The organism is Streptomyces torulosus, assembly GCF_001419765.1.
In the GTDB taxonomy this organism is placed as follows: domain Bacteria; phylum Actinomycetota; class Actinomycetes; order Streptomycetales; family Streptomycetaceae; genus Streptomyces; species Streptomyces torulosus.
In genome coordinates this window covers 1-8152 of sequence record NZ_LIRK01000857.1, presented here as the reverse complement: position 1 = coordinate 8152, position 8152 = coordinate 1, and the positions used below count along the sequence as shown (strand labels likewise).

Genomic DNA, 8152 nt, shown 5'->3' with positions numbered 1-8152 from the left:
ACGACCCCGTCGCGGCCGACGTACATCATGTGGGCGTCGGCCGCGACGGGGTCGTCCTCCACGACGAGGACTCTGATGGGATCCGCACCGGTCATAGGTCGTCGCCTCCCGGCACGGCATCGGCCACAGCGGCCCGAGGGCCCCGGTCCTGGTGGCTCTGGTGAGTCCGGTCCTGGGGCCTCTGGGCGGTTCGGTCCTGCGGGGTCAGGGTGGCCTCCGTGGGGTCGGCCGCGTCGGCCCGGGCGGCCTCGGTCTCGCCCAGCGGCAGCCGAACCTCGAACTCGGCCCCGCCCCCGGGCGCCTCCGCCACGGTCAGGGTGCCCCCGTGGCGGCGCGCCGTCTGGCGGACGAGGGCCAGCCCGAGGCCCCGGCCGCCGGGACCGGACGGCTTCGTGGAGAAGCCGCGCTCGAAGACGGAGTCCCGGTACGCCGGGTCCACGCCCGCGCCCGTGTCGCTGACCCGCAGCACCAGCACCGGGCCCCTCGCCGGGCCGTCCGGTCCGTCGGCCGGCCCCTCCGCCTCGTCCGTGTACGCCGTCACCGTCACCCGTGCCCCCGTCGTCCCCTGCGCCGCGTCCACCGCGTTGTCGATGAGATTGCCCAGCACCGTCACCAGGTCCCGCGCCGGGAGGGACTCCGGGAGCAGACCGTCGTCCATGCGGCTGTCCTGCGACACCACCAGTTCCACGCCCCGCTCGTTCGCCTGTGCCGTCTTACCCAGCAACAGCGCCGCCAGGACCGGCTCCGTCACAGCGGCCACCACCTGGTCGGTCAGCGCCTGCGCCAGCTCCAGCTCGGCGGTCGCGAAGTCGATCGCCTCGTCGGAGCGGCCCAGCTCGATGAGGGAGACGACCGTGTGGAGGCGGTTGGCCGCCTCGTGGGCCTGGGAGCGGAGGGCCTGTGTGAAGCCGCGTTCGGAGTTCAGCTCACCCATGACGGACTGCAGTTCGGTCACGTCCCGCAGGGTGACCACCGTGCCCCGGCGCTGGCCGCCCGACACGGGCGAGGTGTTGACGACCAGGACCCGTTCGGCGGTCAGCAGCACCTCGTCCACCCGCGGCTCGGACGACAACAGGGCACCCGTCAGCGGTGCCGGCAGACCCAGGTCCGCCACCGAGTGGCCGATCACGTCCTGCGTCACCCCCAGCAGTTCCCGCGCGCCGTCGTTGATGAGCGCCACCCGGTACTGGCCGTCCAGCATGAGCAGCCCCTCGCGCACCGCGTGCAGGGCGGCCTGGTGGTAGTCGTGCATGTTGCTCAGCTCGGCGGCGTTCATGTTGTGCGTGTGGCGGCGCAGCCGGGCGTTGACGATGTACGTGCCGACACCGCCGAGGGCGAGCGCGCCGGCGGCCACCCCGAGCAGGGCCGTCACCTGGTCCTGGACCCGGTCGCTGATCGCCTGCACCTTGATTCCGGCGCTGACCAGGCCGATGACCCGGCCGTCCTCCTTTATCGGGGTGACCGCGCGCACGGACGGGCCGAGGGTGCCGGTGTAGGTCTCGGTGATGGTGCCGCCCCGCTGCGCCTTCTCGATGTGGCCGACGAAGCGCTGGCCGATCCGCTGGGCGACGGGGTGCGTCCAGCGGATGCCGTCCGGCGTCATGATCGTCACGAAGTCGACGCCCGCGTGCCGCTGCACCTCGGTGGCGTACGGCTGGAGCCGCGCGGTCGGATCGTCGGTGTGGATCGCGGCCCGCACCGACGGCGCGTCGGCGACCGCGGCGGCTACGGCCAGGGCCTGGCGGCCCGCCGCGTCCTCCGTCTGGCGCCGGTCGCTGATGTACGTGAACAGCGCGCAACCCGCGACGACGACCGCGATCAGCACGGCCTGCACGGCGAAGAGCTGACCGGCGAGGCTGCGGGGTCTGAGGAGGGACGCGACGCGCATGGCAACAGTCTGCACGGACGCGTCAGCGTGAACTAAATGAACGGAAGGGTGACCGCCCTCACAGGGCGGGAGATAGTCACCCCATCGAACATGTCCAGCACATGAACGACGAGAGGGAGTACGACTCCCGTCCGGGACCCCACACCCGAGCCGCCGGGAGACCGGCTCCCACACCCCCCGGGAGCCCACTCCCCTAGGGAGCCCCGGCTCCCACCGTCAGGGAACCCGCCGGGTTCCCCCCGCAGGGGAGCTCGCCGAGTTCCCCGCCCGGGAGCACCACTCCCACCCCTGGGAGACCGTCTCCCGCAATCCCCCGGACGTGAGCCGCACGCCGGACGATCAGCCGACGACGTCGTCGACGAGGAGGGCAGCCGTGGCCAGCACCACCCATACGGCACCTACCGCACCCGCCAAGCGGGACCGCACCCACTACCTGTACATCGCCGTGATCGTGGCCGTGGCGCTCGGTATCGCCGTGGGCCTGATCGCCCCCGACTTCGCGGTCGAGCTGAAGCCCATCGGCACCGGCTTCGTGAACCTGATCAAGATGATGATCTCGCCGATCATCTTCTGCACCATCGTGCTCGGTATCGGTTCCGTACGGAAGGCCGCCAAGGTCGGCGCGGTCGGCGGCATCGCACTGGTCTACTTCCTGATCATGTCGCTGGTCGCCCTCGGCATCGGTCTGGTCGTAGGCAACATCGTCGAGCCCGGCACGGGCCTCGCGGTCACCGACGCCATCAAGGAGACCGGTCAGGCGCAGGTCTCGCCGGAGGCCAAGGACACCACCGAGTTCCTGCTCGGCATCATCCCGACGACCATCGTCTCCGCGTTCACCGGCGGCGAGGTCCTGCAGACCCTGCTCGTCGCGCTCCTCGCGGGCTTCGCGCTCCAGGCCATGGGCAACGCCGGCCAGCCGATCCTGCGCGGCATCGAGCACATCCAGCGTCTCGTCTTCCGCATCCTCGCGATGGTGATGTGGGCCGCCCCGATCGGCGCGTTCGGTGCCATCGCGGCCGTGACCGGCTCCGCCGGCCTGGACGCCCTCAAGAGCCTGGCCGTGCTGATGGTCGGCTTCTACATCACCTGCTTCCTCTTCGTCTTCATCGTGCTCGGCGCGCTGCTGAAGATCGTCGCGGGGCTGAACATCTTCACGCTCTTCAAGTACCTGGGCCGTGAGTTCCTGCTGATCCTGTCCACCTCCTCCTCCGAGTCCGCGCTGCCGCGCCTCATCGCGAAGATGGAGCACCTGGGGGTCAGCAAGCCCGTCGTCGGTATCACCGTCCCGACCGGCTACTCCTTCAACCTCGACGGCACCATGATCTACATGACCATGGCGTCCCTGTTCATCGCCGACGCCATGGGCACGCCGATGGCCATCGGCGAGCAGGTCGCGCTGCTGCTCTTCCTGCTGGTCGCCTCCAAGGGCGCGGCCGGTGTCACCGGTGCGGGTCTCGCGACCCTCGCGGGTGGTCTGCAGTCCCACAAGCCCGCCCTGGTGGACGGCGTCGGCCTCATCGTCGGCATCGACCGCTTCATGAGCGAGGCCCGCGCCCTCACGAACTTCGCGGGCAACGCGGTCGCCACGGTCCTGATCGGTACGTGGACCAAGGAGATCGACAAGGCCCGGGTCAACGAGGTGCTCGCCGGGAACGCGCCGTTCGACGAGGCGACGCTGCTGGACGACCACGGGTCGGCCGCGCCGGCCGAGGCCGAGGCGGACGGTGAGAAGGAGCTCGCCAAGGCGTGAGCGCGTGAGCGCTCCGCTGGGGGCGCCGGGCGGGAGCGCCGCGGGGCTGTGAGGCCGGCTCCCGACCACCGGTCGAGTGTGGCTGGTCGCGCAGTTCCCCGCGCCCCTTCGGGGCCTGCGGCCCTCCAGGACGCGAGCCCCGCAGGGTCCGCGGCCCCAACCGCAGCCCCCTGAAACCCCGTACGGCCGGGTCCTCCCCCCGTAGACCCGGCCGTACGGGCACCACAACTGAAATACGCACCCCGATACACCGAGCGGCCAGGTCCTCCCCCTATAGACCTGGCCGCTCGGCTCTTCTCGTTTTCTCTTTCCTTGACGTCGGGGTCAAGGATTAGCGTCGGGTCATGCGCATCGGTGAGCTGGCGGCACGGGCCGGAACCACGACACGGACGTTGCGGTACTACGAGGCGCGGGGGCTGCTGCCCGCGCGGCGCAGCGGCAACGGGTACCGGTCGTACGACGAGGGCGATCTGCGGCTGCTGCGGCAGATCCGGACGCTGCAGGACTTCGGGTTCGACCTGGAGGAGACGCGGCCGTTCGTGGAGTGCCTGCGGGCCGGGCACCCGGAGGGCGACTCGTGCCCGGCGTCGCTCGCGGTCTACCGGCGGAAGCTGGACGAGCTGGACGCGCTGATCGGCGAGCTGGCGGCCGTACGGGCCAAGGTCGGCGAGCAGTTGGCGCGGGCGGAGTCGGCGCGGGAGCGGCTGGCGGCCGAGGCGGAGGTTCCGGGCGGTCCGGAGCCGGAGTGCGAACTGGGAGGGGCGGGGTTGTGATCAGGGCTGCCGGTGTGGCCGAGGTGACGGACGCGGATTTCGCGGCGGAGGTGATCGGGGCGGAGCTGCCGGTGTTGGTGGAGTTCACCGCCGACTGGTGTCCGCCGTGCCGGCAGATGGGGCCGGTGCTGAGCGCCCTCGCGGCGGAGGAGGGGGAGCGGCTGAAGGTGGTGCAGCTGGACGTGGACACGAGCCCGGAGACGACCAACCAGTACCGGGTGCTGTCGATGCCGACGTTCATGGTGTTCAAGGGCGGTGAGCCGGTGAAGGCGATGGTCGGGGCCCGGCCCAGGCGGCGGCTGCTGGAGGAACTCGCCGAGGTGCTCTGACACCGGGAAGGCGGCAGGACGAGAAAAGCCCCCGAGCAATTGTGCTCGGGGGCTTTTCCTGCGTATATTTAATGGTTCGCGACTTCAAGAAGGAGGAGTCGCAAAGAAGTTCAGTGAACACAGTATATGCGGGCGGGAGTGGAATTGTCAAACACCGGCTTTTCGCACGATGAATTGCGGCGGGAGCAGGAATTCATCGACGCGCTGTACCGGCGGGTCGACGCGCTGCGCGGTGAGACCGAGGGCTCCGTCACCGACGCGCTGGCGCAGGGCAACACGCCCATGCAGGCCCGGCTGGAGCGGGACATCCTGGTCGCCGAACGCTCGGGTCTGCTGGCCGCGCTGAACGCCGTCGACGGCTCCCTGTGCTTCGGACGACTCGACCTCGCCGACGGCGGCCTCCACCACATCGGCCGCATCGGGCTGCGGGAGGACGACACCGAGCGCACCCCGATCCTCATCGACTGGCGGGCCGACGTCGCCCGCCCCTTCTACCTCGCCACCGGCCACACCCCGATGGGGCTGCGCCGCCGCCGGCACATCACCACCGAGGGCCGCCGGGTCACCGCCCTGCACGACGAGATCCTCGACCTCGGCGACGAGACCCGCACCGGATACGAGGACCCCACCGGCGACGCCGTCCTGCTCGCCGCGCTCAACTCGGCCCGCACCGGCCGCATGGGCGACATCGTGCAGACCATCCAGGCCGAACAGGACCGCATCATCCGCGCACCGCACCAGGGCGTCCTGGTCGTCGAGGGCGGCCCCGGCACCGGCAAGACCGCCGTCGCGCTGCACCGCGCCGCGTACCTGCTGTACGAGCAGCGGGAACTCCTCGCCAAACGCGCCGTCCTCATCGTCGGCCCCAACCCCGCCTTCCTCGGCTACATCGGCGAGGTGCTGCCCTCCCTCGGCGAGACCGGCGTCCTGCTGTCGACGGTCGGCGAACTGTTCCCCGGCGTACGGGCCACCGCGACCGACACCCCGGACGCGGCCCGGGTCAAGGGCCGCGCCGACATGGCCGAGGTGCTCGCCGCCGTCGTACGGGACCGACAGGCCCTGCCCGACCCAGTGATCGCCATCGAGCACGACCGGGAGGTCCTCATGCTCGACGACGACCTCGTCCGGGTCGCCCGCGAACGCACCCGCGAGGCGAAGCTCCCGCACAACGCGGCCCGCGAGCACTTCGAGGGCTACATCCTCAACACCCTCACCGACATGGTCGCCGAGCGCATCGGCACCGACCCCTACGACGGCTCGAACCTCCTCGACGCCGGCGACATCACCCAGATCCGCGACGAACTCGCCGAGAACCCCGAGGTGTGGTCCGCCATCGACCAGCTGTGGCCCCGGATCACCCCGCGACGCCTGATCGCCGACTTCCTCGCCGAGCCCGAGCGCTTCCTCCCCGAGGACGACGCCGACGCCGTCCGCCGCCCGGTCACCCGCGCGTGGACCGTCGCCGACGTGCCCCTCCTCGACGAGGCCGCCGAACTGCTGGGCGAGGACGACCGGTTCGCGCGGGCCCGGGCCGAACGCGAGCGGGAGACCCAGATCGCGTACGCGCAGGGCGTGCTCGACGTGTCGTACGCGTCCCGCACCTATGAGTTCGAGGACAAGGAGGACAGCGACCCCGAGAGCTCCGAGGTGCTGTCCGCGCACGACATCATCGACGCCGAGCGGTTCGCCGAGCGGCACGAGGAGGAGGACCACCGCAGCGCGGCCGAACGGGCGGCGGCCGACCGGACCTGGGCGTTCGGGCACATCATCGTCGACGAGGCGCAGGAGCTGTCGCCGATGGCCTGGCGGCTGCTGATGCGCCGTTCCCCGACCCGCTCGATGACCCTCGTCGGCGACCCCGCCCAGACGGCGGAGGCCGCGGGCGTCGGCTCCTGGGCCGACATCCTCGCGCCGTACGTCGAGGACCGCTGGAAGCACACCCGGCTCGGCGTCAACTACCGCACCCCCGCCGAGATCATGGAGGTCGCGGCCGGCGTCGTCCGCGCCGAACAGCCGGGCTTCGAGCCGCCCAGCTCCGTGCGGTCCACGGGCGTACGGCCCTGGGCGCGCCGCGCGGCCGCCCGGGACCTGCCCGCCGAGGTGGCCAAGGCCGCCGCCGAACTCACCCCCGCCGAAGGCCGTCTCGCGGTGATCGCGCCGCGCGCGCTGCACCGGTCGCTCGCGGCCCGCCTCGACGGTGTCACGGCCGGCGCGGAACCGGACCTCACCCGGACCGTCGTCCTCCTCGACCCCCGGCAGGCCAAGGGGCTGGAGTTCGACTCGGTCCTCGTCGTGGAACCCGGGCGGTTCGGCACCAGCGACCTGTACGTGGCGCTGACCCGGGCGACCCAGGCACTCGGTGTCGTCCACGCGGAGGCACTGCCTCAGGCCCTGCGGGAATCGCTGGCGGCGGCCTGACCGACGAAGGACGACAGGGGAGGGGCCCCGCCGGTGCGCCGCAGGCACCGCGCGAGCGGGGCCCGACGGCAGCCGGGCCGGGCCGCCCCGACACAGGGGGCGCACTCGGCCAGGGCCGCTCGCACCCAAGGGGGTGCTACCGGTAAGACCAGGTGGGGGCCACCGTCACCACATGTGCATCGGGGATCACCAAGCCGTAACAGTTCGCGACATCGTCACTGCTTGTGCAGGTGCCATGCGGTATGCGTGTCGCTCATGGAAACTCATCCGTTCGCGGCCGCTCCGGCCGGCAGCCCCACGCTCGACTCGCTGCCCGTGGAGCCGTTGCTGACCTCGGAGTTCGACACGGACCCGGGCAGCGTCTACGAGCGACTGCGGAGTACATACGGCCCCGTCGCTCCGGTGGGGTTGATGGGCGTTCCGGTGTGGCTGGTCCTCGACTACCGCGAGGTGCTCGAAGTCCTCCGCAACGACAGCGTCTGGCGGCGCGACGTACGGCACTGGCGGGCGCGGGCGGAAGGCCGACTGCCCAGGGACTGGCCGCTGCTCGCCGGTTACGAGGTGCGGCAGACCATGTTCTTCGACGACGACGAGCACCGGGCCGCGCGGCTGACCCACCACTCGGCCATGCGGCCCTTCCAGGACGGACACAGCCCCGAGGGATGGGAACTGCGGGCGGCCGTCGCCAAGTACGCCGACGACCTCATCGGCATGCTCGCCGCGGAGTCCGGCACGAGCGGCTTCGCCGACCTCGCGGCGCAGTACACACGGCCGCTGCTCCTCATGGTCACCACCAAGCTGTTCGGCTGCCCCGTCGGACTCGGCGACGAGATGGTCATGGACCTGTGGCGGATGCTCGACGGCGGACCGGACGCGGGACCCGCCACCGAGCGGGCGCTGGGCGCGATGATCCGGCTCGCGGCGCACCGCCGGTCCCGGCCGGGGGAGGACCTGACGTCGTACATGCTGCTGTCCGACCCGTCGCTCTCCGACG

At 71.5% G+C, this 8152-nt stretch carries 5 protein-coding genes and 1 pseudogene; 5 read left to right on the top strand and 1 reads right to left on the bottom strand.

The window, feature by feature from the left end; genetic code table 11:
- Nucleotides 1-91: 91 nt before the first annotated feature.
- Nucleotides 92-1888: a sensor histidine kinase gene (locus AOK23_RS41450; RefSeq protein ID WP_079050007.1), complete on the bottom strand. Its 1797-nt coding sequence runs from the start codon at nucleotides 1886-1888 to the stop codon at nucleotides 92-94.
- A gap of 373 nt (nucleotides 1889-2261) precedes the next feature.
- On the opposite strand from AOK23_RS41450, the gene AOK23_RS41445 reads away from it, so the two are divergent.
- The 5 genes and pseudogenes from AOK23_RS41445 to AOK23_RS41425 form a co-directional block, all read left to right on the top strand.
- Nucleotides 2262-3638: a cation:dicarboxylate symporter family transporter gene (locus tag AOK23_RS41445; RefSeq protein WP_055717562.1), complete on the top strand. Its 1377-nt coding sequence runs from the start codon at nucleotides 2262-2264 to the stop codon at nucleotides 3636-3638.
- 344 nt (nucleotides 3639-3982) lie between these two features.
- Entirely contained in the window at nucleotides 3983-4411 is a 429-nt protein-coding gene (locus tag AOK23_RS41440) for a MerR family transcriptional regulator (RefSeq protein WP_055717561.1), read from the top strand.
- Nucleotides 4408-4740, top strand: coding sequence for a thioredoxin family protein (locus AOK23_RS41435; protein ID WP_079050006.1), 333 nt, complete (start codon nucleotides 4408-4410; stop codon nucleotides 4738-4740). The genes AOK23_RS41440 and AOK23_RS41435 overlap by 4 nt, the downstream gene beginning before the upstream one ends.
- A 126-nt stretch (nucleotides 4741-4866) precedes the next feature.
- Complete coding sequence (locus AOK23_RS41430) at nucleotides 4867-7158, top strand: HelD family protein (protein ID WP_206336434.1); 2292 nt, start codon at nucleotides 4867-4869, stop codon at nucleotides 7156-7158.
- A 255-nt stretch (nucleotides 7159-7413) separates the two neighbouring features.
- A pseudogene (locus tag AOK23_RS41425) lies at nucleotides 7414-8152 on the top strand (cytochrome P450); the annotation flags it as partial.